The following is a 25,211-nucleotide window of genomic DNA, read 5'->3' as shown; positions in this document are numbered from 1 at the left end:
GAGGGCCCTTCACAGGGTTCAATGCAATCAGGAGGGCCGCCATGCAAAACCCGGAGCGTTTCGAAAAGTTCTATTTCGCCAAAGTCGGCATGGGCGAAGCCTGCGGCTGCGCCGAGCGGGTGATCGACGTGTTCGAGTTCAACCGCAAAGGCGGCGCGCAATCGAAACAGCCGTTGAAACAGGACAGGCGGAAACGCCGGTCGTTTCGGTCATGGGCGGTCAAATATGGGTTGGTGAGCCGTAAGCGTCACAACTGAGCTTGACCGGTTCGGTATGATTTAACATCCGCATCGCACCACGCCAGATTGCGCCTTGCGCAGATCAAACTGGAACAAGTTTTCCGTTGCGAAGGTCCAGTTCGTCTGGTGCCAGTTCAGCACGGAACGCGGGCGAATGACTGACGAGCAGGATGGCTTGCGGCAGCGCGCGCAGGATTTCCAGCAGGCGCGCCTCGTTTTTCGTATCCAGTGCATTCGTTGGTTCGTCCAGCAAAAGCACTTCGGGCTCCATCGCGAGAACCGTTGCAAGGGTGATTAACCGTTTCTCGCCACCTGACAATTTGTGGGTGATGCGGTTCTTCAGATGCATCAGATCCAGATCACCCAGCACCTTGTCGACGATGGTCAACGCTTCGTCCCGGGTCTTGCCCAGGTTGAGCGGCCCAAATGCAATGTCTTCGGCGACGGTCGGGCAGAACAACTGATCGTCCGCATCCTGAAACACAAGCCCCACCCGGCGCCGCACCTCGTGGAAATCGGCCTCTTCCATTCGTGGTTGGCCAAACACGGTGACAGTGCCGGAGTCCGGACGCTGCAATCCAAGCGTAATGCGCAACAGCGTCGATTTTCCTGCCCCATTCGGACCTGTCAGGGACAGGCGTTGCCCGGCGTTGAGTCTCAGGCTGGCCCCGTCCAGAACAGGTGCCTGACCGGGGTAGGAAAAGCAGATGTTTTCAAGAGCGATCAGTGCCATGCGAATTCCAGAATGATCAAGCCCATGCAAAGGGTGCCGAGGCCCGCAGCAAATACGATATCTCTGCGGGTCAGGGCGAAATCCTGAAGCAGCAGCATACGCCCAGAGAACCCCCGGCATTTCATCGCACCCAGAATGCGTTCCGACCTTTCGATCGCGCGAACCAGCATCATGCCCACAAGGTAGCCAAAGCTGCGATATGTGTGCCAGTTTGTTTTCGGTCGGAAACCGCGCACCTTCATTGCGGCGCGCAGGCGCAGATACTCTTCCCGCAAAACCTCGATATACCGGATGGTGAACATCAGCAGATGAACCAGCGTTTCAGGACAACGCAGACGATGCAAGGCGTGGCCCAGCGTGACCGGCTCCATCGTGCCGACCAGCACCATCAGGGACAGGATCACGGCATTTGCAGTCAAGGCAATCTCGACCGCCTTCCAGAAACCCTGCCAGCTTGCCGGGAAGCCCCAAAGCGTGAATATCGGGTCTCCGGGCATGGAAAAGGGCAGCAGGACCAGCATGAACACGATGAACCCATCCATCATGGCCATTCGTTTCAATGTCTTCCGCCACGGCAGGCGCGACACGATCAGAAGCGACAGGGACACCGCCAGCGCCGCGCAAAGCGCCGTGAGGGATGACAGCGCCACAGTCACAACAGCAAAAACAACCGCCATGACGATCCGAATCCGCGGGTCCAGCGGGCTGATCAGGCCTTCGGACCTGCCACCGGCCTCGGCCAGTGTTTTCTCTTGTTGTCCCAGTACGTGTGCCATCAGGCGGCCAGTTTGCGGCGGGCCGCCATGTAAAAGCCCAGGCCGAACAGACCAACGATGTAACCGATCCCGCCCAGGATCGTCTGCAGGTCATTTTGTTCGCGGTAAGCTGCAATTTCGCGCCGAAGCGGGCGCAGTTCGTCACGTACGGCTTTGGCAATGAGCTGCTGCTCTGCGTCGCTGAGCGGCGCGACCGAACCGGTCGTCTGAGCCGGGGTGTTCGAAGTTGCATTGCCCGTTCGAGCAACCGCAACGCCCATGATTTGTGCGACATCCTCGGCAGACATGGTGACTTCGGCGATATGCCCTGCGCCAAGGTCAGCAAAGAACGTATGCGCCACGGCTGAATTCGGCGTGTAGACAAAGAAACCATCCGCGTCGGTGACCGTACGGCCCAACTCTGCCCCATCCGGGCCAGAGACGATAACCTCGGTACCGCTTGCCATATCGCCGTTGGAAAATCCGATCTCACCCTCGATGGCATCACCGGATTCAAATACACCGGCTATGACCTTATGCGCCAAGGCCGGCAAAGGCGCGCAGCACAGCGTCAGGATGAAAACCAGATGTTTCATGTGGTCGCTCCTTTGACAAACAGCTCAGGCTTGACTTTGCGGGCCAACAATACCGCGAACCCTGTCAAAATCGCCTCAATGGCCATGACGGGAATATGCGCAAAGAAAACAAGCTTGGCAGCGGGCAGGAACGCGTCCCCCGACAGGGCCAGCGAGATCGCGACCATGCCGGTTGTGGCGGCAATGGCAAAGGCACCGCCGACGCCACCCCATATCGCACCATGCAAAGGCGTGCCCCTTGCGATCAGGCGACCAAAGAGCATACCGGCCACCACCGCAGGCAAGGCGATGTTGAGCGTGTTGATCCCCAACACCGTCAACCCGCCGAAGCCAAAGAAAACCGACTGCAACAATAGCCCGACGAACAAAGCCGGGAATGCGGCCCAGCCGAGCAGAAGCCCGGCCATGCCATTGAGGATCAAATGTACCGACGACGGACCAATGGGTACGTGGATCAATGATGCCACGAAGAAACTGGCAGACAGCACCCCGGCCGTGGGGATGCGATCAAGATCCAGTGACCTGAGGCCCATTGCAATCCCGCCCGCAGCGGCGACAGCGCCGCCGATTACGACCGGGTTGGAAAGGGCTCCGTCGACGATATGCATAAGCTTTTACTCCAGATCCCAGGCGCGGATCCAAATGACCGCATCCTGGCTGAGCTCTTTACCCTCATGTTCGGTCGCGGGGCCAGAACCAAGTGCTGCGAAACCCCAGTAACCGGCCTTTGGAACACCGAACGAGAAATACCCGTTGTCGTCTGAAATGGCGACCACGGCACCGCCCGGCATGGGCGAGACGGTCGGAGTAGAAGCGGCAGCACTGTCGATATCGGGCTCGGCCGCCATGTATTCGATCTCAATCTCGGCACCGGCAACCGGCTGACCGTCCGCCATCACTCGGCCCGTAAAGGTCGAACCCGCGATGATGTTGGTCGGCTTGTTCAGCGGAATAATCTCGGTCGGCAGGCCCACGGGGTTCATCCAGTCAGTGGGCAACTCGTTGCGGTTCAGAAACGCCTTGGTGAGCTGCTGGATATAGATGTCTTCGGATTCCTCGTAATAAGGCTGAGGAACGGTCACCAGCACATAGTCGCCCGAACGTTTGACAGGAACGGTGCCTTTGAATGCCGAGCCCTCATTTTCTCCACCGGTAAAGCGAACGGGTTCCAGCGTGTCCAGCAGGTCGGTCTTTTCACCATTGTGGATCACATAGAATTCCTGCGGCTTTTCCAAGTCCATGACGTGGCCGTTTTCGAACGGGTGCCAGAAGATCAGCTTAACCGGCACATCGCCCGGTTTTTCGATCATGGTGTCGGTGGTGTATTCCAGAAGGAAATGTGCGTTTGCCATGGCAGGAAGGGCCATCGCGGCAACGGCTGCAGACAGCAGCTTTTTCATGAACGTTCGTCCTTGTCCCGTCGTGCCAGTCCCGGCACGAAATTCGCTTTGACTTCGGGACATTCAGGGCCAATTTGCTTTTCAAGCATCCTGGTCCGACGAACATCCCGTCGCCGATTAGGAGCGCCCCTTATGGGGACACATGTCCGGCAGGTATCCTGACTTGCGGGTCAAAGCGTTGGGCCGGCCTTCCCGGGAAGATCCCAGTGGCGTGTCAGCCCTGCTCGCCGCTTACAGTTGCGGGTGCAGTTGCGGAATTGGGCCAAAGCCCGCACCGCATTCCCTATTGATTCCAGAGCAAGCCCCGGAACCGGACATGACGAGCGGCTTGCCAGACATGTCCCGTTGCCGTCAACGATCAATTGCAGTGGCTGTCGAAAAAGTTAGCAGGTCGGAAGAATATGTAAGATTAATTTTTTCCGCGAACCACTTATAAACACGTACTAAAGTGGCTTTATGAGTCCAAAAGATACTTTTCAGACAACGGCAAGCTCGCCGCGCCCAGCGAGCGCGCGTCGGGGCCTACGGCTCCAGCCATCACGGACGGTCGCTCGAGGCCGGTCAGGTTCAATTCGGACAGTTTGTCATCGACCAATTCAACCAAACGGTCCTTGACGTCCGAGGGCATCCAGCCATCGATCTTCACACTTTCAAAATCGATCAGACTGCATGATGAAACAATGGCACTGGCAATCCCGCTTGCGGTCTGTTGCAACCAGCTTTCCAGTTGGTTCACTGGCAGATCCCAGCGCTGGGTCGTTGCCCAAATAGAATTGGCAGTCGCCTCGGTTGTACCGATGGCACGCTCCAGAACATACAGGCTGGCGACGTCGATCAGCGGTTTCACACCGCCTGCCTCATCTGGCACAGGCAAGGGACCGAGCGCGCCGGCATTGCCACGGCCCGAAAAGATCGACCCATTGAGGACGACGCCCCCTCCGATAAAAAAACCGACGTAAAAGTACAGGAAATCTCGGGGCCCATCGGCAGGGCCGAACACCAATTCCGCCCCACAGGCCGCCGTCGCATCATTCTGCAGGAAAATCGGCATATCAAAGCTTGCGGCCAAATCTGCCTTCAGGTCCGCATCGCGCCACGGGTCCATTTTTTCCTGAGAAACCTGCAACGTCTGGGCCCAGTCCCACAGGTAAAACGGCATGGCAATCCCAAGGCCCGCGATCCTGCTTTGGTCCTCCGAGGACATGGAAGACATCATTTTGTCCAGACTTTCCCTTGAAAAGTCCAAAGTGGCCTTGGGCGTCGGAAAATCATAGGTTCGGCCTTCGCGCTGCCGGACATTGCCGACAAAGTCGGTCAAAACCAGTTCGGTACTGCGTCGCCCGACTTTGAGCCCAAAGAAAAATGCGCCGTCGGGACTAAGGCGCATGGGAACGGATGGTTGCCCGACTTTCCCCCGAACCGGCTCGCCCCGCAAAAGCAACCCGTCTTTTTCCAGTTGGCGCATGATGACGGAAACCGTTTGCGCCGAAAGCCCCGTCATGCGCGCGATCTCGGACTTCGCAAGGGCCTGGTGCCGCCGGACTAAAGACAACACAAGGCGCTCGTTCCGGGCTCGCATTCCACTTTGATTGGTTCCGCGCACCTCTGGCCCGCGCGGGTCAATGATTTTGTCCTGAGATGAATTTGCAGACACCAGCGCCCCCTTCTTGGTGAAGCATGTGGAAGCCTCTCAGTCGTGTCAATAATAATTAAGAGTGATTTATTTATTGACTCAATATTCGAATCTGATGATGGTTCCATATGGGGTCAGGTCATTTTCGCCTGATCACCCGCATGCCCACTTGGGCATAAAACTGGGAGGATTACCGATGAAACTTTCGAAACTTGCGGGCGCGACAGCGCTGGCGGTTACTGCCATGGCAGGCAGTGCGATGGCAGAAGGTGAAACCGTTTGCCTGATTACCAAAACAGATACCAACCCTTTCTTTGTCAAAATGAAGGAAGGCGCGACAGCCAAGGCTGAAGAGCTTGGCATGACGCTCAAAGCCTTTGCTGGCAAGGTCGACGGTGACCACGAAACGCAGGTTCAGGCGATTGAGACCTGCATTCTGGACGGCGCCAAGGGCATTCTGCTGACGGCATCCGATACATCTTCCATTGTTCCGGCCGTAAAGCAGGCGCGTGACGCAGGGGTTCTGGTCATCGCTTTGGATACACCGCTGGAGCCCATTGACTCGGCCGATGCGACATTTGCGACGGACAATTTCCTTGCCGGGCTTTTGATTGGACAGTGGGCCAAGGCCACTTTGGGCGATGCAGCCAATGACGCCAAAATCGCCACTCTGGACCTTGCCGTCAGTCAGCCCACCGTAGATGTGCTGCGCAATCAAGGCTTCCTGCAAGGGTTCGGTGTTGATCTGGCGGACCCGAATGTGATCGGCGACGAAGATGACCCACGCCTAGTCGGTAGCGATGTCACCGCCGGTAACGAAGAAGGTGGCCGCCGCGCGATGGAGAACCTGCTGGCCAAAGATCCAACGATCAACGTGGTTCACACCATCAACGAACCGGCGGCGGCTGGCGCATACGAGGCGCTCAAGGCCATCGGGCGTGAAAACGACGTGCTGATCGTTTCGGTCGACGGCGGTTGCCCGGGCGTCCAGAACGTTGCCGACGGAGTGATCGGCGCGACATCGCAGCAATACCCGCTGCTGATGGCATCGCTGGGTGTTGAGGCCGTCAAGAAATGGGCGGACGAAGGCGCGAAGCCTGAAAACACTCCGGGTAAGGATTTCTTTGACACCGGTGTGGCGCTTGTAACGGACAAGGCCGCTGATGGCGTCGAGTCAATCTCGGTCAAGGAAGGCATGGACCTCTGCTGGGGTTAAGCTGAACGCTTGGAAGGCCATCAAGCGGCCTTCCATTTTTCGAACCACCCACACGCCTGAAAACTTGCTAAAGTCGTCCATAACCTGACGCTTTGGGGGAACCTTCATGTCCGATACTTCAAGACAATCAGACAACTTCGAAGCTGCTGCCAAAGGCAGTCCGGAACAGGTTGCCGAATTTGACGATCACCAGCGCGGGTTTGTCGGAACGGTTCAGCATTTCCTGCATGTGAACCCGTCTTTGGTACCTTTGATCGTTCTTGTGGCCGCCATCGTGATTTTCGGAGCCTTGCTGGGTTCAAAGTTCTTCTCGCCTTTTGCACTGACCCTGATCCTGCAACAGGTTCAAATTGTCGGGATCGTGGCGGCGGCACAAAGCCTCGTCATCCTGACCGCAGGCATCGACCTGAGCGTCGGCGCGATCATGGTGATGTCGTCGGTTGTCATGGGGCAGTTCACCTTTCGGTACGGGTTACCGCCTTCGGTCGCGATCGTTTGCGGGCTTGTGGTTGGCACGGCAATCGGAGCAGTGAACGGCTATCTGGTCAGCCGCATCAAGCTGCCGCCGTTCATCGTGACGCTGGGCATGTGGCAGATCGTTCTGGCCGCAAATTTCCTCTATTCGCAGAATGAAACGATCCGGTCTCAGGACATCGAAGAAAACGCTGCGATCCTGCAACTCTTTGGGGCCAAGTTCAACGTGGGCGGGGCTGTGTTTACCGTCGGGGTGATCTTCATGCTGGCGCTGATCCTCGGGCTTGCATACGCCCTGCGCCATACCGCATGGGGCAGGCATGTTTACGCGGTCGGAGATGACCCGGAAGCTGCCGAGTTGTCCGGTGTCAATGTGCACCGAACGCTTATGTCCGTTTACATGTTGTCCGGGCTGATCTGTGCCTTTGCGGGCTGGGCTCTGATCGGTCGGATCGGATCAGTGTCTCCGACATCAGGCCAGTTGGCCAATATAGAAAGCATAACGGCGGTTGTGATCGGGGGCATATCCCTGTTCGGCGGTCGCGGATCCATTCTTGGCTCGTTGTTCGGAGCCTTGATCGTCGGCGTCTTCACGCTCGGACTACGGTTGCTGGGCGCTGACGCACAATGGACGTTCCTGTTGATCGGCATCCTCATCATCGCAGCGGTCGCGGTCGATCAGTGGATCAGAAAGGTGGCAGGCTGATGGAACCCATTCTCAAAGGACGGAACCTTGTAAAGCGCTATGGCAAGGTGACTGCACTGGACCATTGCGATTTCGACCTGATGCCGGGAGAGATTCTGGCGGTGATCGGCGACAACGGGGCGGGCAAGTCTACGCTGATCAAGGCGGTGTCCGGCGCGGTGATGCCGGATGAAGGCGAAGTCTGGCTGGAAGGCCAAAAAGTGAATTTTCATTCGCCGATTGACGCGCGCGAAGCCGGTATTGAAACCGTCTACCAAACGCTTGCCATGTCCCCGGCCCTGTCAATTGCGGACAACATGTTCATGGGCCGCGAAATCCGCCGCAAGGGGCCGCTGGGCTCGTGGTTTCGAATGCTCGACCGCCCGGCGATGGAGAAATTCGCCCGCGATAAACTGAGCGAGTTGGGCCTGATGACGATCCAGAACATCAATCAGGCTGTCGAAACCCTGTCGGGGGGTCAGCGTCAAGGCGTTGCCGTGGCGCGGGCAGCTGCGTTCGGTTCGAAGGTCATCATCCTTGACGAACCGACAGCTGCGCTGGGCGTGAAAGAAAGCCGTCGGGTCCTTGAACTGATCCTGGACGTTAAGTCTCGCGGCATTCCGATCATCTTGATCAGCCATAACATGCCGCATGTTTTCGAAGTCGCCGACCGAATTCACGTGCATCGGCTTGGCAAACGTCTCTGTGTCGTTGATCCCAAGGATTACACCATGTCCGACGCAGTGGCCTTCATGACGGGTGCCAAGGAACCACCCGCCGAGGATCAGGCCGCGTGACAGGCGAGCTTACCACCCCAGAGGCGCTTGCAAACAAGATCGCGGACGCCATCCAGGCTTTGCCATCGTCGCAAGACCGGCATCTTGTTGCGGTTGCCGGGCCGCCGGGGTCTGGGAAAACGACTGTGGCCGCTCTTGCGACAGCCGAGCTTAGTCGGCGGGGCATTCCGACTGGTCTGGTTTCCATGGACGGCTTTCACTATGACAACGCGATTTTGACGGCGCGCGGACTTCTTGATCGCAAAGGTGCCCCCGAAACTTTTGACCTTGCCGGGTTTCATGTGTTGCTGGATCGCTTGCGAACGGAAGGCGAAGTTGCGGTGCCTGAATTCGACCGACAGCTCGATCTGGCTATCGCTGCGCGATCAATGATCTCTCCAAACCAGCGGGTTGTTCTGGTTGAGGGAAACTATCTTCTTTTGAACGAACCGGGGTGGGCGGACCTTCACCGTTTATGGATGCTCAAAGTGTTCCTTGGCGTTGATCTGACGACACTTGAAACGCGGCTGACCGACAGGTGGGTCAGGTATGGCTTGGACACCAAGGCCGCAAAGGATCGGGCGCTTTCCAACGATCTTCCGAACGCAACACGTGTGATTCAGAACTCGATATCAGGCGATTTGATTTTAGGTTAAGTTTAGTCTGTAACCATCCAATAATATTTCTCTTTCAGAGAAACAGAACGTCAGATCTGATACACCGGCGGAACAAGCCCGGCCTGAAACCATTTCACGAAGGAAACGATTGAAAACACCGGTAGACCTGTCGCCTTCTGAATATCGGGCGCATAGGGGCACATGTTCGTACACTCCAGAACAATCGCCCCGAGATCGGGGTGTTCAGAGGCCAGAGCCATTGCGGCCTCAACATTGTCTTCCCGGGCCTTTTGTACGTCCAGACTCAGTTCGTTGCCAAGGATCGCACGGGTAAATTCGCGCCCTCCTTCTGTCGTGCCGATGGGCGTATCCAAGGGAACATTGGCAGCCAGCAGGTGGTCATTGGTCAAGGTGGAGGCGGAGATGGTCAGAATGCCAGCGCGCTTTCCGGCGGGCAGAATACGGTTCACCATTTCAACCTGCATCAGGGAAGATGTGACAACCGGCACCGGAACGGCTGCGGCCAGTTCTTCTTGGAACAATGACAGGAACCCGCAATTGGTGGTTATTCCGTCCACGCCGTCTTTGACCAATTCTTGCGCGGCGTCGATGAAGACCTCAAGCATCCCTTCGGCCCGATGCCGAACCACGCGATCAGGCGAGGCATCGCGCACAATGCGATACAACACCGGAAACGGCCAGGTCTGCGCGTTGCCCATGTCGCCGGGAATCCGTGGGAACCGGGCATCCAACATAAGAATGCCCACGGATGCACCGTAGATGGATTTACCGCCCTGCACGATCATCCCTGAACCTCCTCGATAATACGGGTCGAGATGTCATCGGACCCTTCCATGAAGATACTGGATATCCCGTGGCGCACGGCGTCCTGCACCTGATCCATACGTTTGGTGATATGGCCCCCCAAGACACGCGCCGCCTCATCGGCATCCCGGTCCACCAAGGCCTGCATAACCCGTTTGTGTTCGTCCTTTGATCGCTGCACCCGGTCCAGGCTCATGGAAATCCAACGGATATAGCGGATACGCTCGTTGATCCGCGTCAGGGTTTGCAACAGCTCCATGTTCCCAGACAGTTTTGCGATACCAAGATGGAACGCTTCGTCCCGGTTCACTGCCTCTTCGACGGTCAGACCGGTGATATCGATGCCCGTTGCATAGAGCTCATCCCCCAGCTTCTGCAGGTCTTCGTCCGACGCCTTGGCGCAGGCTGCACGGGCGGCGGCGGTTTCGATGATCTGGCGCAGCTCAAACAGGTCAAACACACTTTGCGCATCCAGGGGGCGGCAGAAGAACCCTTGCCCCGGGCGGAAATCGAACAGCCGCTCAGCGACCAGTCGGTTCAACGCTTCCCGCAACGGGGTGCGGCTGACGCCAAGTTCCTTGGACAAAGCAACCTCGTTCAGACGATCACCGGGGCGCAGGCGGAAAGATACCGCCATCGCTTTGACCTGATCATAGATTTCATCGACGCGTGGACCCGCCATAAACCCTGCCCTTCTGCTTGCGAGTCACAGGTGCCACACAGAGTTCTTGAAATCAATATACAAAACTGTATACAGCTCTGCGTACAGACTAGAATCGAAGGAATCGCAACCATGACAGGGACGAATTACCTGACCGGAGCCGAGGCAATGGTCCGTATGCTCGAGGCGCATGGCGTGAGGCATATGTTCGGCCTGTGCGGCGATACCACCTTGCCGTTCTATGACGCGCTCGCCCGAATGGATCACGGTATTCAGCACATCCTGACACGGGACGAACGGCACGCGGCCTACATGGCGGACGGTTATGCCCGCGTCACAGGCAAGCCGGGCGTATGCGAAGGCCCGTCCGGTGGCGGTGCCACCTACATCCTGCCGGGCGTGATCGAGGCCAATGAAAGCTCGGTTCCGATTTTGGCGATCACCTCGGATGTGGCGACGACCAGTCGTGGAAAATACCCTTTGACCGAACTGGATCAGCCTGCGCTGTTCAAGCCGCTGGCCAAATGGAATGCGTCGCTGGACGACGCGACGCGGCTCCCGGCCATGGTTCGGGCGGCGTTCCGCGCGATGACAACGGGAACGCCCGGCGCGACACATCTGGCACTGCCGTTTGACACGCAGAAGGCGCAGGTGGACGAAGCGGAAATCTGGGCGGATGACAGACATCGCAGTTATCCCGCCGAACGGGCCGCCCCCGATCCGGATGCGATCGAAGCCGCGGCAGCCATTCTTGCACGGGCCAAATCCGCCGTTGCAGTTTGTGGAGGTGGCCCGGTTCTGTCCGGCGCGACCGATGCGTTGCGCCGCGTTGCCAGCCTGTTGGATATGCCCGTCGCCACAACCGTTTCGGGCCAAGGATCCATTGCCGAGACCGACCCGCTGGCCCTGGGCGTCGTCGGATCGAACGGTGGCATTCCCGCGACACGTGCTGTGGTGGATCAGGCTGATGTTGTTATGTTCATCGGCTGCCGCGCCGGTTCGGTCACAACCGAAAGGTGGAGAAGCCCCGGGCGCAACACCACGATCATTCACATCGATAGCGACCCCATGGTGATCGGCGCAAATTACCAGACCGAAGTGGCAATCTGCGCCGACGCCCGCCTCGCGCTGGAGGCACTGGCCCGAGCGTTGGAGGATCGGCAAGACCTGAACGGTCAAGGCGGAGCATCCAAGGCCCGCGCCGCGTGGGAGGCCAAGGCGGCGGCGTTTGCCCCATTGGCTGCAAGTCGGGAAACCCCGATACGGCCCGAGGCCGTCATGGCGTCCCTGATGGACATTCTGGATGATGACGCGATTGTGGTCGCCGACCCCGGCACCCCCTGCCCCTATTTCAGTGCGCATTACCGATGGCAGAAACCGGGGCGGCATTTCATCACCAACCGGGCACACGGGGCACTTGGGTATTCTCTGGGTGCAGCCATGGGTGCGCATGTCGGGCGGCCCTCGGTCAAGACCCTTGCCGTCATGGGCGATGGCTCGTTTGGGTTCACCTGCGGCGAGTTTGAAACGATGGTTCGGCACAGGATGCCGATCACGTCGATCGTATTCTCGAATTCGGTTTTCGGATGGATCAAGGCCGGTCAGAATGCGGGCTTTGATCAACGGTACTACAATGTCGATTTCAACCGGACCGATCACGCCGCGGTCGCGTCTGCCTTTGGCGTTAAGTCATGGACGGTCAAAGACCCCGAGGACTTACCGAAAGTCCTGAAACAGGCCATCGAGCATGATGGCCCGACATTAGTCGACATCCATTCGCAACAGCTTCACGAAGCTGCGGCACCTGTGTCGGAATGGGTCGCGTAAGAGGCAATCGACGGGGTCAACTGGGCCAGAAATTCCTGCGCAATCGTGGACAGGGGGCGACCTTTTGCCGTGATGATTGCGAGGTCCAGCATGACGGATGGTCGGAAAGGGCGGGTTTGATACCCGCTCTCGCCGTCGAACATCACGGTAAAGGGGTCGATCATCGCGACCCCCATACCCTGTTTGACAAAGCTCAGCAGGTTCTCGGACAGATGCGTGTGAATCTGTGTCCGCCACGTGTGCCCGGATGCCTGAAAGATATCGCGGGTTCGGCGGTGGGTCTGATGTTCCGGCCCCATGACAATGAAGGGTTCGTTTTCCAATATTTCCGGCGTCAGAACATCGTGCTCGGCCAAGGGGCTGCCGTCCGGAAATGTCGCCAGCGTTTCGAACTGAAACACCTGATAATTCAGCGTGTCGTGCAGGATCGGCATCTCGACAATCCCAATCTCAAACAGGCCTGAGATCACCCATTCCTGAATCTTGGACGAATATTGCGACTGGAAACTGACCGACAGGTTCGGGCGGCTTTTGGCAAAACGCGCAATCTCACGCGGAATGAAGCCAAAAGACAACAGATGCGGCGCAGCGACCTGCAACTGGCCCGGATGTTTGTTCTGCAAATCCGTCACGGCCTGTGCCACGTGATCAAGACCGCGCACGACCGTATCGACCTCTCGGTACAACAACTCGGCTTCCGGCGTGGGCAGCAACCGGCCCTTGTTGCGTTCAAAAAGAGGCAATCGCGCCTCCCGTTCCAACTGCGCGAGGAGGTTGCTGATCCCCGGTTGCGAGATACCAAGAACCGACGCCGCACCGGTCACAGTTCCGGTTTCCATGATGGCGTGAAAGGCTTGCAGCTGGCGAAAGCGTAGGGACATCGGGTAGGTATCATTTTTTCTGATGAAGTGTCGAAAACATAGTATTTGAAATGATAGGCCGGTCAAGGCAGGCTTCCGCTCAACTACTGGGGGCGGGATGAACGATCTGGCACAAAAAATTATCGGCTACGATCTTTGGCACCTTGAACTGCCTGTCACCTCCCGCCGGGATCACGGAATAGGCTCGGTTGAAGGCGTTTGCGAAGTCGTCATCCTGCGGCTGACATCCGAGGATGGCACACAAGGGTTTGGCGAGGCATCACCGTGGTCGGTGTTCACCGGCACCCCGGAAGCCACATTTGCAGCGCTTGACCGTTACTTGCGGCCCCTCGTTCTTGGGGCCAGCGTCAGTGACCGATCCGCCATCATGACGCGCGCAGCCTATGCCGTGGCACATTGCACCGAGGCCAAAGCCGCGCTGGAAACCGCGCTGTTGGATCTGGCGGGCCGGATCAGCGGCCTTCCGGTCTGGGCCTTGTTGGGTGGCAAGTGCCGAGAGTCCATTCCACTCAGTTGCTCCATTGCCAACCCGGATTTTTCGCAGGACATCGACCTGTTGGCGCGGTTGCGCGACGATGGCGTTCGGATCGTCAAGCTCAAGACCGGGTTCAAGGATCACGCCTTTGACATCATGCGACTGGAACACCTTGCGCAGAACTGTCCTGACTTCTCGGTCCGTGTGGATTATAATCAAGGGCTGAACATCGAGGATGCGCCGTCACAGGTGCGGGACGTGGCCCAGTTCACCCCCGATTTCATCGAACAACCCGTCCGAGCGCATCATTTCGGTATGATGGCAAAGCTGCGGCAGATGACCGATGTTCCGCTTCTGGCAGACGAAAGTGTCTTTGGCCCCGAGGATATGGAACGCGCGGCGCGCGAAGGGATTTGCGACGGCGTTTCAGTGAAAATCATGAAATCCGGCGGGCTGGTGCGAGGACAAACGGTTGCCCGTATTGCGGCTGCTCATAGTCTGACGGCCTATGGCGGGGACATGTTCGAAGCTGGTCTGGCCCATCTGGCAGGCACCCATATGATTGCCGCGACACCTGAGATCACACTGGGCTGCGAGTTCTATCAGGCGTCTTACTTCCTGAAAGAAGACATTCTGGAAGAACCCTTCCAGGTCCGGGATGGGCAGGTTTGCGTACCCGAAGGCCCGGGGCTGGGCGGCAGGCCGGAACTGGCCAAGTTGAACCACTTTGCAGTAGCCAAGGCGGTTTCAGAATGACCGAAAAGAAAACCATAGCCATCATTGGTGCCGGAATAATCGGCGTTTCGGCTGCGGTCTGGCTGCAACGGGATGGCCACGATGTGATCCTGTTTGACAAGGCCGGGCCGGGTGAAGGCACCTCGCATGGTAATGGCGGGGTGTTGGCGTCCTGCTCGATCATACCTGTGACGGTTCCGGGGTTGCTCGGCAAAGCGCCAAAAATGTTGCTCAGTTCCTCGCAGCCGCTGTTTTTGAAATGGGGGTATTTGCCGAAGCTGCTCCCGTGGCTCCGGCAATACCTGAGCCACGCGAACGTTGCCGACGTTGAACGGATCGCCGAGGCGCTGACGCCGATTGTTGGCGACAGCCTGAATGATCACAAAGCATTGGCTGCTGGCACCATCGCCGAGAAGTGGGTCGTCCCGAGCGACTATCTGTTTCTCTATGAAAACCGAGCCCATTTCGAAGGGGACGCACTGGGTTGGGGCATCCGACGGAAACATGGCTTTGATTGGGAAGAACTGGAAGGCCAAGCGTTCCACGAATACGATCCCGTATTCAGCCCGGACATCGGATTTGCAGCCAAGCTTTCGAACCACGGTCATATCACCGATCCCGGGCGATATGTGAAAGACCTCGCCGCCCATGTCGAAACCAACGGAGGCCGGATCATCCGCGCCAATGTCGAGGACGTCGCGCGCGAGAACGGCCGCGTTACCGGCGTACGCGCAGGTGGTGAGACCATTGCTTGTGACACAGCCATCGTAACGGCGGGCGTCTGGTCCGGACCGCTAGCGAAACGATTGGGGGTTTCTGTTCCTCTTGAAAGCGAACGTGGTTATCATCTTGAATTGGTAGAACCTTCTGCCATGCCGCGTAGCCCGGTCATGGTGGCCTCGGGCAAGTTTGTTGCCACGCCCATGGATGGGCGCATACGCTTGGCAGGAATTGTAGAGTTCGGAGGGCTGGATGCACCGCCCTCGCGCGCGCCGTTTGAATTGATGCGCAAAAATGCCCGTTCGGCTTTTCCGGGCATAACATGGAAGGAGGAAGTGGAATGGATGGGGCACAGGCCCGCCCCGGCTGACTCGATCCCGATCATTGGCGACGTACCCGGTATCAAGGGGGCCTACATGGGCTTTGGGCACCATCACATTGGCCTGACAGGTGGGCCAAAGACCGGACGCCTTCTGGCGCAGATGATCGCGGGCAGAACCCCGAACGCGGACGTGAGCGTTTATGCACCATCGCGCTACACGACATAAGAACAGGCTGATGACAAACATCGGCATTTCAAAATTCAATAGGGAGAAGACGATGAAAAAACTGACGAACCTTCTGGCGGCGACCGCCTTGACTGCTACTGCTGCGGCACCAGCCATGGCGGAAAAATGGGACATGCCGATGGCCTATTCGGCGTCGAATTTCCACTCGGCCACGGGCGCGGAATTCGCCAAATGCGTGACCACCGGCACCGGCGGCGAGATCGAAATCGTCACGCACCCATCCGGTTCGCTGTTCAAAGGCGGCGATATCAAACGCGCGATCCAGACCGGGCAGGCCCCGATTGGCGAGCGTCTTTTGTCCGGTCACCAGAACGAGAACGCACTGTTCGGGTTTGACTCTATCCCGTTCCTGGCAACGTCTTTCGACGACAGTGCCAAGCTTTGGGACGCAGCAAAGCCCTCTATCGAGAAACTGCTGGCCGAACAGAACCTGACGCTGCTTTACGCTGTGCCATGGCCTCCGCAAGGGCTGTACTTCAAGAACGAGGTGAACTCGGTCGCCGACATGAAAGGCATCAAGTTCCGCTCGTACAACAATGCGACATCGCGGCTGGCCGAGCTGACCGGGATGCTGCCCGTGACGATCGAAGCGGCTGAAATCAGTCAGGCTTTTGCGACCGGTGTGGCGGATTCGATGGTGTCATCAGGATCGACTGGGTATGACCGCAAAGTCTGGGAAAGCCTGAACTATTTCTACGAAGTCGACGCCTGGTTGCCGCGCAACTACGTGATGGTGAATTCGGATGTCTGGTCCGGTGTCTCGGACGCCAACAAGAATGTCATCAAGGGCTGCGCGGAACTCGCGGAATACGCCGGCAACTGGCGCGCCAAGGAATACACCGGGTTCACGCTGCAGGGTCTGCGTGATGGCGGCATGACCGTCGGCCCGGCCTCTGAACAGATGACGAATGAGCTGAAAGAGATCGGCGTGACCATGACCAATGAATGGCTGGAAGCTGCCGGTGACGAAGGCAAGGCGATCGTCGACGCGTTCAACTCGTCTCAGTAATCCTTTCGGGACGGGCGGCGGAACCCTCTGCCGCCCGTTTCACCTCCAACAAAATACAGCGGGGACAGCATGGCGGTTTTGCGAGGGCTTCGGTCCGTACTCGACTTCATATATCTGGCGGCAGGGGTTTTGGCGGCGCTCAGCCTGATTGCCATTCTTGTGCTGATCGTCGTGCAGATGCTGGCCCGTTGGACCGGAGAAGTGTTTCCCGGAGCACCTGACTATGCCGGTTATGCTATGGCTGCTGCATCCTTTCTGGCCTTTGCCAATGCGCTGAACCGGGGCAGCCATATCCGGGTTTCGATCCTTCTGAACGCAGTTCCGGACGGAGTCCGGCGCATCCTTGAGATCTGGTGTTTCGCCATCGGCGCAGCCGTCATGTGGTACTTCTGCTGGTACGCCTATCGCTTTGTTTATTGGAGCTGGAAGTTCAACGACATCAGCCAGGGACAGGACAGAACCGCCCTCTGGATACCCCAGTCGGCGATGCTGATCGGTGCCGTGATCCTGGCCATCGCGCTGACCGATCACCTGATCCATGTCCTGTTCAAAGGTGAACACCGCATTATCCGCGATCTGGCCGATCAAAGCCACGGAGAGTAAGAGCATGGAAAATCTGTCTGTCATCATCCTCTTTCTCTTTGTTCTTTTCACCTTGCTGGGCACCGGTGTCTGGGTCGGGCTGGCCTTGATGGGAGTTGCCTGGGTCGGGATGGAGCTGTTCACAACACGTCCCGTGGGTGACGTGATGATCACCACGATCTGGTCCGCGTCGTCTTCGTGGACATTGACCGCCCTGCCCATGTTCATCTGGATGGGAGAGATCCTGTACCGAACGCGACTATCCGAGGACATGTTCAAGGGGCTCTCCCCCTGGATGGCCCCCCTGCCCGGCGGATTGGTGCATACAAACATTGTGGGCTGTACCGTCTTTGCTGCCGTTTCGGGTTCGTCTGCGGCGACACTGACCACCGTCGGAAAGATGTCGATCCCCGAGCTGCGCAAGCGCAACTATCCGGAACGGATGATCATCGGAACTTTGACCGGCGCGGCCACGCTGGGGCTGATGATCCCGCCGTCTCTTACGCTGATCGTCTACGGGGTGACGATCAATGAATCGATCACCAAACTGTTCTTTGCCGGCATCCTGCCCGGCCTCGTGCTGGCGGCGATGTTCATGGGCTATGTCGCGATCTATTCCAAGTTCGGTAAAGACTGGAACCCGAACAGCGAAGGCAAGCTGAGCTTTTCCGAGAAGATCAGAAATTCGCGTTTCCTGCTGCCTGTGATCCTTCTGATCATGGTGGTGATCGGATCCATGTACCTGGGCTATGCCACCGCGACCGAGGCCGCAGCCTTCGGGGTGATCGGTGGATTGCTACTGGCCGCAGGTCAAGGGTCGCTGAATTGGAAGACCTTCACCGAAAGCCTGATGGGGGCCACGCGCACCAGCGCGATGATCGCTCTGATTCTGGCGGGCGCGGCATTCCTGTCGCTGTCCATGGGCTTTACCGGTCTGCCGCGCGGGTTGGCCGATCTGATCGCCGGATGGGAGCTGACGCGGTTTGAACTGCTGATGGTGCTGTTGGTGTTCTACATCATTCTGGGCTGTTTCCTTGACGGCATATCCTCGGTCGTATTGACCATGGCCGTCGTCGAACCGATGATCCGCGACGCCGGGATTGATCTGATATGGTTCGGTATCTTCATCGTAGTCGTCGTCGAGATGGCACAGATCACGCCGCCGATCGGGTTTAACCTGTTCGTGATGCAGGGCATGACCAACCATGAGATGAGCTATATCGCGCGCGCCGCGATTCCGATGTTCCTGATCATGGTGCTGATGGTGTTCATCCTTATCTGGTTCCCCGATCTCGCCACCTGGCTGCCTGAGAATTTGCGGCAGAGTCCAGGCGGGTAAAGCGGTCTTGAATCCGCTCCATCTAGCGGCCCGCCATGGACCTCATGTTCTAATTGCCGGGTTGGCAGCGGGTCTTCTGCTGCCTTCCCTGGCCGAGCCAATGCGAGGCCTGTTGCCACCATTGGTCGTGCTGTTGCTATTCGTCACCGTATTGCGAATGGACCCTGACACCATCCTTGGATCACTGGGTGATCTTCACAAGGTCGCGTACACGATCGTCGGGTTTCAATTTGTGATGCCGCTGGTCGTTCTGACCATCGGTTACGCGGGTGGGTGGACGGGAACGCCGGTGCTTCTGTCACTGCTGATCATGGCGGCGGCCCCGTCAATTTCAGGCAGCCCCAATATGTGCCTGATGATGGGTTTTGCCCCTGAACATGCGATGCGCATGATGGTGGTCGGGACCGCCCTGCTACCATTGACGGCCTTTCCTGTTTTCTTGCTCATGCCCGAGCTGGGCGACATTCAATCCGTTCTGACGGCCGGGCTGCAATTGTTGCTGACAATCTTATGCGCAACCGGTGCTGCGATATTTGTACGGCGGAACTGGCTGCGTGAGCCATCGCAAGCCACGTTGCTGAATCTGGAAGGGCTCGGCACGATCACCCTGGCTGTTTTTGTGATAGGCCTGATGCCCTCTGTCAGCGCCACGGCACTGGAGAATCCGCCCATCGCCGCTTTCTGGATCGTACTTGCCTGTGTGGCCAATTTCGGCGCTCAGGTTATCACACTCCAATTGACCCAAGGGCGATTACCTGCTGCCAGAGCAACCGCCGTCTCGCTGATCGCCGGAAACCGAAACATCGCGATTTTCTTTGTGGCCCTGCCACCCGAGGTCACTGCGCCCATCATGGCGTTCATAGGGGCGTATCAAATCCCAATGTACCTGACGCCAATGGTCATGCGCCGCATATATCGAGGACGAGGTACGCCCGCGTAACTTCGGAACTATCCCTTTCAAAACTTTTTCCATGGCGACATCGAGCCAATGCCGCCTTGCCCAAATTCGCGCGCAAGGTGACGTCTGGGCAAATCAAAAAAAAATGCTGTCACCATTGACAGTTTAATGTGTTCTCCCTATTTGCTGTCACATATGACAAAAAAGGGACAACCATGTCTATCCGCAAATTCTTGATCTCATCTGTGGTGGCCGTGGCTTCGACCGTCGGTGCGTCCGCGCAAAGCCTCACCGCGACGGTGCAAAACGTGCGCAACGCAGAAGGTGTCTTAATCATCGCGGCATTCGAAGACGCAAAATCATTCGAAACCATGAATATGGAAAACGCTGCGGCATTGGCATCCGTCCCTGCGGTCCAAGGCCAGGTTTCGGTCACCTTTCACAACCTTCCGCTTGGCACTTATGCTGTTGCTGCGCTTCACGACGAGAACCGAAACAGCAATCTGGACACCGAAAAAGACGTTCCGACAGAAGGGTACGGCTTTGTCGCCATGGGGCGGAACGGTCTGCCGCCAGAGTTCAAAGATGCCGCCGTCGCGGTGGGATCCGGCGCCAGCAGTAATCTGAAACTCAAATACTGGAAATGACATGAGCGGCCGACCTTCAAATCGCGATGAACGTTATGAGCAGGTCATGCAGGCTCTGGTCAGGTGTGTTGCAAGATATGGCCTCGATGGTGCATCACTGTCGCAGATCGCGAAGGAGGCTGGTCTGACACGACCATTGATCCGACATCATCTGGGCAATCGGGATGCGTTGATCAGCACTCTGCAAGACTATGTTCTACAGCGTTTTTCAGAACAGACTGGCGCGCTTATCGGGGCTCTGCCCTCCTCCGGCAAATCGAAGCGCCTGATCGACATGCTGTTTTCGGACATGCACCAGGCCTCACCGGACATGGTGCTTGCTTTCGCCGCGCTGACCGCCAGGGCCGCAGAAGATGTGCCGCTGCGCGAGGCTTGCCGTGACGCCCTTCTTTCTTTCGAAGCCACAATCGCTGCGATCCTGCGCGAAGATTTTCCAAAGGTGGATGACGCAAAGATCAACCTCGTCGCGCACGGTATCGCGGCCCTTTACTTCAACGCGACGTCGCTGGCCCCGCTTGAAATGCCAGGCACCTGGAAAATGCAGGCCGAACTGGCCGCGCGCGCACTGTTCAACAGCCTCGTGCCAGCGTCATGACACGCAAGAGGCTGCTGAATTACGTGACCTTCGCGGCACTCATGATCACGACGGCGCTGGGCTATCAAGCGTTGTGGGGTCTTCTGTTCATGTTCTGGACAATTCCGAACTTCTATGCCGGTCACGCTTTGCTGTTATCTGACGTGACCCGCGATGAAGACCCGATCCTGTTTTGGCTGATCCAGTTCGCCTGGATCGCGCTCGGCCTGTCGATGATCGCCATCGACTTTTTCCCTCCGACATATTGAACAAACCTTCACATGAGGTCCAAATGAAACCCAAGCTGCATCTGTTGCCCGTTGAGGCTTACACAAGCCAGGACTGGTTTGATCATGAAATGCGCGAGATATTCTCGAAAACCTGGCGCTATGCCGGTTTCATGGAGGATATCAGCGAACCCGGCCAGTTCATCGCCGTGCAGGCCGGGCTTAACAACATATTCGTCATCATGGGCCGCGACCGTCGGCTGCGCGCCTTTCATAACATTTGCCGCCATCGCGGCACGCAATTGATCCGCGCAGTCGGCAAGACCCAAAAGGCCCTGACCTGCCCGTACCATGACTGGACATACGATCTGGAAGGCAATCTGATTTCGGTGCCGGATGAACACGAGGAATTCGGCAAGGTCGACAAATCCTGCCTTGGCCTGAAACCCGCCAAAGTCGATATCTGGAAGTCGATGATTTTCGTCCATCCAGACCCCGATGCACCGTCAATCGCTGAATGGTTCGGCCCGATTGAACCCCATATCGGCCCGCACGTTCCCGAAGAGCTTGTCGAATACGAAGACCTGAACAACAGCTATGAGATCAAGGCCAACTGGAAGGTTGTCGTCGAGAATTACATCGACGTCTATCACCTGAGTCATCTGCATTCGAATACGCTTCAGATGTATGATCACAAAGCCGCGAAATTCCACTGGGAAGGCCCCCACTACATGTTTTGGGAGCCGCCGGTTGCCGAATTTCTGGAAAATCAGGACAGCAAACTGACCGCCCCACGCGTCATACCCAAAGACATGAATGGTGCCTGGGTGCCTATGTTGTTTCCGGGTATCGGCTTGGCCGCCTCAGAAGATGGCTGGAACATCTTCATCATCGAACCTCTTGGACCGGCGTTGACACGGGTTCACAATCGCGGGCGGGTTTCGAACAGCTCGGAATGGGAATTTGCCAAACAATCGATGAAGTCTTCCTCGTTCTGGTCCGGTTTCGGCATAAGCGGAAAATACGAAGCCAATGACGCGATGAGCGAAGATGACCCGATGGTCGCGGGCGATTTTACCGCCGAAGACATCTATGCCTGCGAACAACAGCAAAAATCCCTGCAATCGCCTTACTTCGAAACCGGTCCGGCAGCGAGCGGTGAAAGCCCCGTCATCGAACATCAAAAAGTTGTTCTTGAGTGGCTGGGGTACAGCAAATGAGCCCGCGTGACTTTTTTACATTGCGCGTTTGTGGGACCAGAGAAGAGCTTGACGGAATGGCAAAGACCGTCATGTTCGACGTCCCTGATCACTTGATGGGCACGTTCGCATGGCGGCCGGGCCAACACCTGTCCATTCGCTTCAAGATTGACGGCGAGGAACATCGGCGAAGCTATTCAATTTCCAGTTCACCTTTCTCTGGCGACCCGCTTCGCATCACCGTCAAGCGGGTCAAAGACGGCCTTGTCAGCAATTTCATCAATGACACCGTCCGGGAAGGTCAAACCATTGATGTCATGCCGCCTTTTGGGAGTTTCTGCCTCGACCCGGATGAAACAGCACGGCGCACACATTACTTCTTTGGCGCAGGCTCTGGCATCACTCCGCTTTTTGCGATGCTGAATTCAGTCTTGACCACTGAACCTCATTCCGTCGTGCATCTGGTCTACGGCAACAAGAATGGCAAAAGCGTTCTCTTGCAGGATGAATTGAGCGCGCTGGAGGAAACCCATCCTGAGCGCTTCACCGCCAGCCATATTTTCTCAAAACCCGGTTGGTGGTCCAGCGCGGATTACTGGCGACAGGGCAAGATCGACAAAGCCGCGATTGAGGCGTTGATCTCGGAATACCCCCCATACGCTCAGGACGCCCAATACTATGTCTGTGGCCCTGGCGGCATGAACCAGGAGGTCAAGTCGGCTTTGATGTCCGTCGATGTGCCCGCAAACCGTATCCACATGGAAAGCTATGGGGCGTCACCTGAGCTGGACACAAGCATCGAAGGGGTGAACGCCTCTGCCGAATTGACGCTGGATGGCGCCAAACACGTCATCGCGGTTTCCAAAGGGCAGACTGTTTTGCAGGCGGCGCAATCCGCTGGGTTGAAGCCACCGTTTTCCTGTCAGTCCGGGGTTTGCGGCGCGTGCCGGGCCAAACTGGCCAGCGGCACTGTTCACATGCGCGCGCGCATGGCGCTCGAGGATAAAGACATCAAAAACGGTGAAATCCTGACCTGTCAGTCTTTGCCCACGACAGAGAAGTTGTCGATCAACTACGACCAGACGCGTCGATGAAGATCGGCCGATGAACCCGAGGCGGGCTGTTCCGCGCCGCCTTGGGCCTTGCCTCGGATCATATCAGGCGTCCGGCGTGCAATCGCGGATGACAAAGTGCTTTGTGGTCTCTTCCACCACTTCCCAATAACCCCGAAAGCCGTTCGGGATCATGAAACTGGCCCCGGTGCGAAAATCCTGACGGGTGCCGTCTTCATGGATCAGGGCGCAATGGCCTTTGATAATATAGCAATATTCGTCCTTGTCCGTGAACGCGTGCCATTTGCCGGGCGTTGACGTCCACGTACCCGCCGACAGTTTTCCATCGGGGCTGGTGAAGTGCATTCCGACCTTGTGATGCGGATCACCTTCGACCACGCGGTCGGGAAGGTCGGCCAGACGCCGTTCGCTGCGCGTTGCCGGGTCATCAAAGAGATTGAGAACCTGTGTCGTCATGAGGTCATACCCTCCTGCTGATAGTGTGTATAGAAACGGCGTGGCCGACCAATGGCCGGTCACGCGCTGAGATTTGGTTGTACTGCCACGTTCTAGTGGAACAGATAGACCCCAGCCAAAACCAAGGCTGCAATAAAGATCGTCTCGGCCACAATCAAAATGATTGCCTGCCCGCCGACATCGAGAATGCGCTTGAGAGACGTTTTCATTCCCACAGCCGCGATGGACACCAGCAGCGCCCACCGGCTGAGATCGGCCATCGCTGACGAGACCGCTGCTGGAATCAGACCCATCGAGTTCAAAACGGCAAAGATCAGAAAGCCTATGACAAACATCGGCAAAATGGGCGGGCGTTTTCCGTCCTCCTCGCTGAACTCGCTGTAGCGTCGTACAAGAAATGAGATGACCAGAACCACCGGGGCCAGCATGGCCACCCGGATCAGTTTGACCAATGTTGCCACCTCACCGGTCTGATCCGAGACCGAGAACCCTGCCCCAACAACCTGAGCGACATCGTGGATCGTGCCGCCGAGGAAAACGCCCGAGACCTCGTCATTGAATTCAAATGCTTCCGTCAGGATCGGGTAAGCGATCATGGCGATTGTCGACAGGACAGTGACCGACAAGACCGTGAAAACCAGATTGCGTTCGGAATGCTCGTTTTTAGGCAGAATGGCGGACAAAGCCATTGCCGCTGACGCGCCGCAGATTGCAACGGAACCGCCGGTCAGCACCCCAAAGCGCCACCCTCGGCCCAGCAGGCGTGCGCCAACCAACCCGAACAGGATCGTGAGGATCACACCGGCAATCACGACAATAATCAGGTCCGCGCCAAGGCTCATCATCAGTTCCACCGAAATACGCGCGCCCAACAGGGCCACGCCAAAACGAAGAACGGATCGTGCGGTGAACTCGATCCCGGCCTTGCAATCGCCGGCGTCATCCTCCGCCAGAAAGTGGAACGCAATACCCAGTAGCAAAGCCATCAGCATGGCCGGGGCACCATAATGCTCGGACAGAAACTTGGCCGCGACGGCAACAACCACGGATACAAGGATTCCGTGACCGTTTACGCGAAGAAAAGACCGAGCCCTCTGCCACGGCGAGTTGGATGCATTCAACGCTTGCATCTTGCTTCCTTTTTTTAAAATGAACCGCCATTGCAGCGCAATCAAACACCGCCGGAACCGTTCAAGGCACCGGCGGTGTTTTTGTCATACGCCCGGTTCCCTTTCTTTGTCTTAGACCTGGCTCGCGGCCATGTCTGCGGCGTCGATGCCTGCGACGCGGACGGGTTTCTTCATCGCGTCGCGGCGGAACGGGTCGCCCAGCTCCTGGTTGATCAGCGCCTCGATCAGCGTGGTCACGCCGTTCTTCTGGTCGATGATCG

Annotated in this window: 27 protein-coding genes, 1 pseudogene and 1 riboswitch; of the genes and pseudogenes, 17 read left to right on the top strand and 11 right to left on the bottom strand. The window is 57.5% G+C overall.

Annotation, left to right across the window (positions count from 1 at the left end; all coding sequences use genetic code 11):
• Window positions 1-41: 41 nt before the first annotated feature.
• On the top strand, window positions 42-257 hold the full coding sequence (locus ACR0LF_RS21830) for a hypothetical protein (protein WP_480583551.1): 216 nt from the start codon (window positions 42-44) through the stop codon (window positions 255-257).
• A gap of 64 nt (window positions 258-321) precedes the next feature.
• Here ACR0LF_RS21830 and ACR0LF_RS21825 read toward each other — a convergent pair.
• The 6 genes and pseudogenes from ACR0LF_RS21825 to ACR0LF_RS21800 all read right to left on the bottom strand — a co-directional run.
• Window positions 322-903, bottom strand: a pseudogene (locus tag ACR0LF_RS21825) (energy-coupling factor ABC transporter ATP-binding protein); the annotation flags it as partial.
• A 59-nt stretch (window positions 904-962) separates the two neighbouring features.
• The gene (cbiQ, locus tag ACR0LF_RS21820; protein ID WP_480583554.1) at window positions 963-1,748 is read right to left on the bottom strand and encodes a cobalt ECF transporter T component CbiQ; all 786 of its coding nucleotides are present in this window, start codon (window positions 1,746-1,748) and stop codon (window positions 963-965) included.
• Window positions 1,748-2,323, bottom strand: coding sequence for a cobalt ABC transporter permease (locus tag ACR0LF_RS21815; RefSeq protein WP_480583557.1), 576 nt, complete (start codon window positions 2,321-2,323; stop codon window positions 1,748-1,750). The genes cbiQ and ACR0LF_RS21815 overlap by 1 nt, the downstream gene beginning before the upstream one ends.
• Window positions 2,320-2,931 (bottom strand): cobalt transporter CbiM, encoded by a 612-nt coding sequence (gene cbiM / locus ACR0LF_RS21810; RefSeq protein WP_480583559.1) that lies wholly within the window; start codon window positions 2,929-2,931, stop codon window positions 2,320-2,322. Before cbiM ends, ACR0LF_RS21815 begins: the two co-directional genes overlap by 4 nt.
• Window positions 2,932-2,937: 6 nt before the next feature.
• The gene (locus ACR0LF_RS21805; protein ID WP_480583562.1) at window positions 2,938-3,723 is read right to left on the bottom strand and encodes a DUF4198 domain-containing protein; all 786 of its coding nucleotides are present in this window, start codon (window positions 3,721-3,723) and stop codon (window positions 2,938-2,940) included.
• Between the two features lie 131 nt (window positions 3,724-3,854).
• A riboswitch (cobalamin riboswitch) is annotated at window positions 3,855-4,053 on the bottom strand.
• Window positions 4,054-4,177: 124 nt separating this feature from the next.
• Window positions 4,178-5,377, bottom strand: a complete 1,200-nt coding sequence (locus ACR0LF_RS21800; protein ID WP_480583564.1) for an ROK family transcriptional regulator — start codon at window positions 5,375-5,377, stop codon at window positions 4,178-4,180.
• 175 nt (window positions 5,378-5,552) lie between these two features.
• Here ACR0LF_RS21800 and ACR0LF_RS21795 point away from each other — a divergent pair, with 175 nt between their 5' ends.
• The 4 genes from ACR0LF_RS21795 to ACR0LF_RS21780 all read left to right on the top strand — a co-directional run bounded on the left by ACR0LF_RS21795 (window position 5,553) and on the right by ACR0LF_RS21780 (window position 9,163).
• Complete coding sequence (locus ACR0LF_RS21795; protein ID WP_480583567.1) at window positions 5,553-6,572, top strand: substrate-binding domain-containing protein; 1,020 nt, start codon at window positions 5,553-5,555, stop codon at window positions 6,570-6,572.
• 106 nt (window positions 6,573-6,678) lie between these two features.
• On the top strand, window positions 6,679-7,752 hold the full coding sequence (locus tag ACR0LF_RS21790) for an ABC transporter permease (RefSeq protein WP_480583569.1): 1,074 nt from the start codon (window positions 6,679-6,681) through the stop codon (window positions 7,750-7,752).
• A complete protein-coding gene (locus tag ACR0LF_RS21785; RefSeq protein ID WP_171172709.1) occupies window positions 7,752-8,528 on the top strand; it encodes an ATP-binding cassette domain-containing protein in 777 nt (258 codons plus the stop codon). Before ACR0LF_RS21790 ends, ACR0LF_RS21785 begins: the two co-directional genes overlap by 1 nt.
• Window positions 8,525-9,163, top strand: a complete 639-nt coding sequence (locus ACR0LF_RS21780; protein ID WP_480583572.1) for a nucleoside/nucleotide kinase family protein — start codon at window positions 8,525-8,527, stop codon at window positions 9,161-9,163. Before ACR0LF_RS21785 ends, ACR0LF_RS21780 begins: the two co-directional genes overlap by 4 nt.
• 50 nt (window positions 9,164-9,213) lie before the next feature.
• On the opposite strand, the gene ACR0LF_RS21775 is transcribed toward ACR0LF_RS21780, so the two are convergent.
• Together ACR0LF_RS21775 and ACR0LF_RS21770 are read right to left on the bottom strand one after the other, a co-directional pair.
• Complete coding sequence (locus ACR0LF_RS21775) at window positions 9,214-9,930, bottom strand: aspartate/glutamate racemase family protein (RefSeq protein ID WP_480583575.1); 717 nt, start codon at window positions 9,928-9,930, stop codon at window positions 9,214-9,216.
• Window positions 9,927-10,631: a GntR family transcriptional regulator gene (locus ACR0LF_RS21770; protein ID WP_480583578.1), complete on the bottom strand. Its 705-nt coding sequence runs from the start codon at window positions 10,629-10,631 to the stop codon at window positions 9,927-9,929. The genes ACR0LF_RS21775 and ACR0LF_RS21770 overlap by 4 nt, the downstream gene beginning before the upstream one ends.
• A 111-nt stretch (window positions 10,632-10,742) precedes the next feature.
• Between ACR0LF_RS21770 and ACR0LF_RS21765 the strand changes: the two genes are divergently transcribed.
• A complete protein-coding gene (locus ACR0LF_RS21765; RefSeq protein WP_480583581.1) occupies window positions 10,743-12,437 on the top strand; it encodes a thiamine pyrophosphate-binding protein in 1,695 nt (564 codons plus the stop codon).
• Here the strand turns inward: ACR0LF_RS21765 and ACR0LF_RS21760 are convergent.
• The gene (locus tag ACR0LF_RS21760) at window positions 12,398-13,318 is read right to left on the bottom strand and encodes a LysR family transcriptional regulator (protein ID WP_480583584.1); all 921 of its coding nucleotides are present in this window, start codon (window positions 13,316-13,318) and stop codon (window positions 12,398-12,400) included. The two genes, ACR0LF_RS21765 and ACR0LF_RS21760, sit on opposite strands and share 40 nt — an antisense overlap.
• A 97-nt stretch (window positions 13,319-13,415) precedes the next feature.
• Here ACR0LF_RS21760 and ACR0LF_RS21755 point away from each other — a divergent pair, with 97 nt between their 5' ends.
• The 11 genes from ACR0LF_RS21755 (at window position 13,416) to ACR0LF_RS21705 (ending at window position 23,386) form a co-directional block, all read left to right on the top strand.
• Window positions 13,416-14,549, top strand: coding sequence for an enolase C-terminal domain-like protein (locus ACR0LF_RS21755; RefSeq protein WP_480583587.1), 1,134 nt, complete (start codon window positions 13,416-13,418; stop codon window positions 14,547-14,549).
• Entirely contained in the window at window positions 14,546-15,796 is a 1,251-nt protein-coding gene (locus ACR0LF_RS21750; protein ID WP_480583590.1) for an NAD(P)/FAD-dependent oxidoreductase, read from the top strand. Before ACR0LF_RS21755 ends, ACR0LF_RS21750 begins: the two co-directional genes overlap by 4 nt.
• A gap of 52 nt (window positions 15,797-15,848) precedes the next feature.
• Window positions 15,849-16,826, top strand: coding sequence for a TRAP transporter substrate-binding protein (locus ACR0LF_RS21745; RefSeq protein WP_480583593.1), 978 nt, complete (start codon window positions 15,849-15,851; stop codon window positions 16,824-16,826).
• Between the two features lie 69 nt (window positions 16,827-16,895).
• On the top strand, window positions 16,896-17,429 hold the full coding sequence (locus ACR0LF_RS21740) for a TRAP transporter small permease (protein WP_480583596.1): 534 nt from the start codon (window positions 16,896-16,898) through the stop codon (window positions 17,427-17,429).
• A 4-nt stretch (window positions 17,430-17,433) separates the two neighbouring features.
• Window positions 17,434-18,747, top strand: a complete 1,314-nt coding sequence (locus ACR0LF_RS21735) for a TRAP transporter large permease (protein WP_480583599.1) — start codon at window positions 17,434-17,436, stop codon at window positions 18,745-18,747.
• 7 nt (window positions 18,748-18,754) lie between these two features.
• Window positions 18,755-19,687 carry a hypothetical protein gene (locus ACR0LF_RS21730; RefSeq protein WP_480856469.1) on the top strand — a complete coding sequence of 311 codons (933 nt, stop codon included), beginning with the start codon at window positions 18,755-18,757 and terminating at the stop codon, window positions 19,685-19,687.
• 173 nt (window positions 19,688-19,860) lie between these two features.
• The gene (locus ACR0LF_RS21725) at window positions 19,861-20,292 is read left to right on the top strand and encodes a DUF2141 domain-containing protein (RefSeq protein ID WP_480583605.1); all 432 of its coding nucleotides are present in this window, start codon (window positions 19,861-19,863) and stop codon (window positions 20,290-20,292) included.
• Between the two features lies 1 nt (window position 20,293).
• The gene (locus ACR0LF_RS21720; RefSeq protein ID WP_480583608.1) at window positions 20,294-20,887 is read left to right on the top strand and encodes a TetR/AcrR family transcriptional regulator; all 594 of its coding nucleotides are present in this window, start codon (window positions 20,294-20,296) and stop codon (window positions 20,885-20,887) included.
• Window positions 20,884-21,135, top strand: coding sequence for a hypothetical protein (locus tag ACR0LF_RS21715; RefSeq protein ID WP_480583611.1), 252 nt, complete (start codon window positions 20,884-20,886; stop codon window positions 21,133-21,135). Before ACR0LF_RS21720 ends, ACR0LF_RS21715 begins: the two co-directional genes overlap by 4 nt.
• 23 nt (window positions 21,136-21,158) lie before the next feature.
• The gene (locus tag ACR0LF_RS21710) at window positions 21,159-22,313 is read left to right on the top strand and encodes an aromatic ring-hydroxylating oxygenase subunit alpha (RefSeq protein ID WP_480583614.1); all 1,155 of its coding nucleotides are present in this window, start codon (window positions 21,159-21,161) and stop codon (window positions 22,311-22,313) included.
• Between the two features lie 56 nt (window positions 22,314-22,369).
• Window positions 22,370-23,386: a 2Fe-2S iron-sulfur cluster-binding protein gene (locus ACR0LF_RS21705; RefSeq protein WP_480583617.1), complete on the top strand. Its 1,017-nt coding sequence runs from the start codon at window positions 22,370-22,372 to the stop codon at window positions 23,384-23,386.
• A 63-nt stretch (window positions 23,387-23,449) separates the two neighbouring features.
• On the opposite strand, the gene ACR0LF_RS21700 is transcribed toward ACR0LF_RS21705, so the two are convergent.
• Window positions 23,450-23,821, bottom strand: a complete 372-nt coding sequence (locus tag ACR0LF_RS21700; RefSeq protein ID WP_480583620.1) for a cupin domain-containing protein — start codon at window positions 23,819-23,821, stop codon at window positions 23,450-23,452.
• Between the two features lie 92 nt (window positions 23,822-23,913).
• Window positions 23,914-24,951 carry a YeiH family protein gene (locus tag ACR0LF_RS21695; RefSeq protein ID WP_480583623.1) on the bottom strand — a complete coding sequence of 346 codons (1,038 nt, stop codon included), beginning with the start codon at window positions 24,949-24,951 and terminating at the stop codon, window positions 23,914-23,916.
• Between the last annotated feature and the right edge of the window lie 260 nt (window positions 24,952-25,211).

The sequence above is a fragment of the Ruegeria sp. E8 genome, from assembly GCF_056533985.1.
Note: the sequence above shows the minus strand (reverse complement) of the source record. Positions and strands in the feature narration are given on the sequence as shown.

Coding starts and splice junctions, on each gene's coding strand:
- ACR0LF_RS21805 (WP_480583562.1), bottom strand. CDS start 3,723: ATGAAAAAGCTGCTGTCTGCAGCCGTTGCCGCGATGGCCCTTCCTGCC.
- cbiQ (WP_480583554.1), bottom strand. CDS start 1,748: ATGGCACACGTACTGGGACAACAAGAGAAAACACTGGCCGAGGCCGGT.
- ACR0LF_RS21755 (WP_480583587.1), top strand. CDS start 13,416: ATGAACGATCTGGCACAAAAAATTATCGGCTACGATCTTTGGCACCTT.
- ACR0LF_RS21830 (WP_480583551.1), top strand. CDS start 42: ATGCAAAACCCGGAGCGTTTCGAAAAGTTCTATTTCGCCAAAGTCGGC.
- ACR0LF_RS21705 (WP_480583617.1), top strand. CDS start 22,370: ATGGCAAAGACCGTCATGTTCGACGTCCCTGATCACTTGATGGGCACG.
- ACR0LF_RS21785 (WP_171172709.1), top strand. CDS start 7,752: ATGGAACCCATTCTCAAAGGACGGAACCTTGTAAAGCGCTATGGCAAG.
- ACR0LF_RS21715 (WP_480583611.1), top strand. CDS start 20,884: ATGACACGCAAGAGGCTGCTGAATTACGTGACCTTCGCGGCACTCATG.
- ACR0LF_RS21790 (WP_480583569.1), top strand. CDS start 6,679: ATGTCCGATACTTCAAGACAATCAGACAACTTCGAAGCTGCTGCCAAA.
- ACR0LF_RS21775 (WP_480583575.1), bottom strand. CDS start 9,930: ATGATCGTGCAGGGCGGTAAATCCATCTACGGTGCATCCGTGGGCATT.
- ACR0LF_RS21720 (WP_480583608.1), top strand. CDS start 20,294: ATGAGCGGCCGACCTTCAAATCGCGATGAACGTTATGAGCAGGTCATG.
- ACR0LF_RS21765 (WP_480583581.1), top strand. CDS start 10,743: ATGACAGGGACGAATTACCTGACCGGAGCCGAGGCAATGGTCCGTATG.
- ACR0LF_RS21750 (WP_480583590.1), top strand. CDS start 14,546: ATGACCGAAAAGAAAACCATAGCCATCATTGGTGCCGGAATAATCGGC.
- ACR0LF_RS21710 (WP_480583614.1), top strand. CDS start 21,159: ATGAAACCCAAGCTGCATCTGTTGCCCGTTGAGGCTTACACAAGCCAG.
- cbiM (WP_480583559.1), bottom strand. CDS start 2,931: ATGCATATCGTCGACGGAGCCCTTTCCAACCCGGTCGTAATCGGCGGC.
- ACR0LF_RS21760 (WP_480583584.1), bottom strand. CDS start 13,318: ATGTCCCTACGCTTTCGCCAGCTGCAAGCCTTTCACGCCATCATGGAA.
- ACR0LF_RS21770 (WP_480583578.1), bottom strand. CDS start 10,631: ATGGCGGGTCCACGCGTCGATGAAATCTATGATCAGGTCAAAGCGATG.
- ACR0LF_RS21745 (WP_480583593.1), top strand. CDS start 15,849: ATGAAAAAACTGACGAACCTTCTGGCGGCGACCGCCTTGACTGCTACT.
- ACR0LF_RS21795 (WP_480583567.1), top strand. CDS start 5,553: ATGAAACTTTCGAAACTTGCGGGCGCGACAGCGCTGGCGGTTACTGCC.
- ACR0LF_RS21725 (WP_480583605.1), top strand. CDS start 19,861: ATGTCTATCCGCAAATTCTTGATCTCATCTGTGGTGGCCGTGGCTTCG.
- ACR0LF_RS21700 (WP_480583620.1), bottom strand. CDS start 23,821: ATGACGACACAGGTTCTCAATCTCTTTGATGACCCGGCAACGCGCAGC.
- ACR0LF_RS21735 (WP_480583599.1), top strand. CDS start 17,434: ATGGAAAATCTGTCTGTCATCATCCTCTTTCTCTTTGTTCTTTTCACC.
- ACR0LF_RS21695 (WP_480583623.1), bottom strand. CDS start 24,951: ATGCAAGCGTTGAATGCATCCAACTCGCCGTGGCAGAGGGCTCGGTCT.
- ACR0LF_RS21740 (WP_480583596.1), top strand. CDS start 16,896: ATGGCGGTTTTGCGAGGGCTTCGGTCCGTACTCGACTTCATATATCTG.
- ACR0LF_RS21815 (WP_480583557.1), bottom strand. CDS start 2,323: ATGAAACATCTGGTTTTCATCCTGACGCTGTGCTGCGCGCCTTTGCCG.